The sequence below is a fragment of the Paenibacillus sp. NPDC058071 genome (genome assembly GCF_042885235.1).
Classification (GTDB): Bacteria; Bacillota; Bacilli; order Paenibacillales; family Paenibacillaceae; genus Pristimantibacillus.
Genome location: NZ_JBHVSK010000039.1, coordinates 1 through 1325, shown reverse-complemented (window position 1 = coordinate 1325; position 1325 = coordinate 1). Strand labels below are relative to the sequence as shown.

Genomic DNA, 1325 nt, shown 5'->3' with positions numbered 1-1325 from the left:
CCTATCACCTTCGGGTGAAGAGAAGTGGCTGCATGGGACCCTGGGTGTAGTAGTCAAGCGATGGGGTGACGCAGGAAGGTAGCTGGGCCAGGTGATGGAATACCTGGTGTAAGCCTGTAGGGCGTCTGGTAGGCAAATCCGCCAGACATGAGCCTGAGAGGTGATGCGTAGCCGATTGAGGCGAATTCAGTGATCCTATGCTGTCGAGAAAAGCCTCTAGCGAGTTGGTACACGGCCCGTACCCCAAACCGACTCAGGTGGTCAGGTAGAGAATACTAAGGCGATCGAGATAACTATGGTTAAGGAACTCGGCAAAATGCCCCCGTAACTTCGGGAGAAGGGGGACCCGGTGTGGTGAAGGGATTTACTCCTGGAGCTGTATTGGGTCGCAGAGACCAGTGAGAAGCGACTGTTTACTAAAAACACAGGTCCGTGCGAAGTCGTAAGACGATGTATACGGACTGACGCCTGCCCGGTGCTGGAAGGTTAAGAGGACCGGTTAGCTCTTCGGAGCGAAGCTGAGAATTTAAGCCCCGGTAAACGGCGGTGGTAACTATAACCATCCTAAGGTAGCGAAATTCCTTGTCGGGTAAGTTCCGACCTGCACGAATGGCGTAACGACTTCTCAGCTGTCTCAACCATAGACTCGGCGAAATTGCACTACGAGTAAAGATGCTCGTTACGCGCAGCAGGACGGAAAGACCCCGGGACCTTTACTATAGCTTGGTATTGGTGTTCGGTTCGGCTTGTGTAGGATAGGTGGGAGACTGTGAAACATGCACGCCAGTGTGTGTGGAGTCGTCGTTGAAATACCACTCTGATCGTATTGGACCTCTAACCTCGGACCCTGATCGGGTTCAGGGACAGTGCCTGGTGGGTAGTTTAACTGGGGCGGTTGCCTCCCAAAATGTAACGGAGGCGCCCAAAGGTTCCCTCAGCCTGGTTGGCAATCAGGTGTCGAGTGTAAGTGCACAAGGGAGCTTGACTGTGAGACCGACAGGTCGAGCAGGGACGAAAGTCGGGACTAGTGATCCGGCACCGGCATGTGGAAGCGGTGTCGCTCAACGGATAAAAGGTACCCCGGGGATAACAGGCTGATCTTCCCCAAGAGTCCATATCGACGGGATGGTTTGGCACCTCGATGTCGGCTCGTCGCATCCTGGGGCTGGAGTAGGTCCCAAGGGTTGGGCTGTTCGCCCATTAAAGCGGTACGCGAGCTGGGTTTAGAACGTCGTGAGACAGTTCGGTCCCTATCCGCTGCGCGCGTAGGAAACTTGAGAAGGGCTGTCCCTAGTACGAGAGGACCGGGACGGACGAACCTCTGG

1 rRNA gene is annotated in these 1325 nt (G+C 55.1%); it reads left to right on the top strand.

The annotated features are described in order from the left end of the window. A 23S ribosomal RNA gene (locus ACFVTB_RS27560) occupies positions 1-1325 on the top strand; the annotation flags it as partial.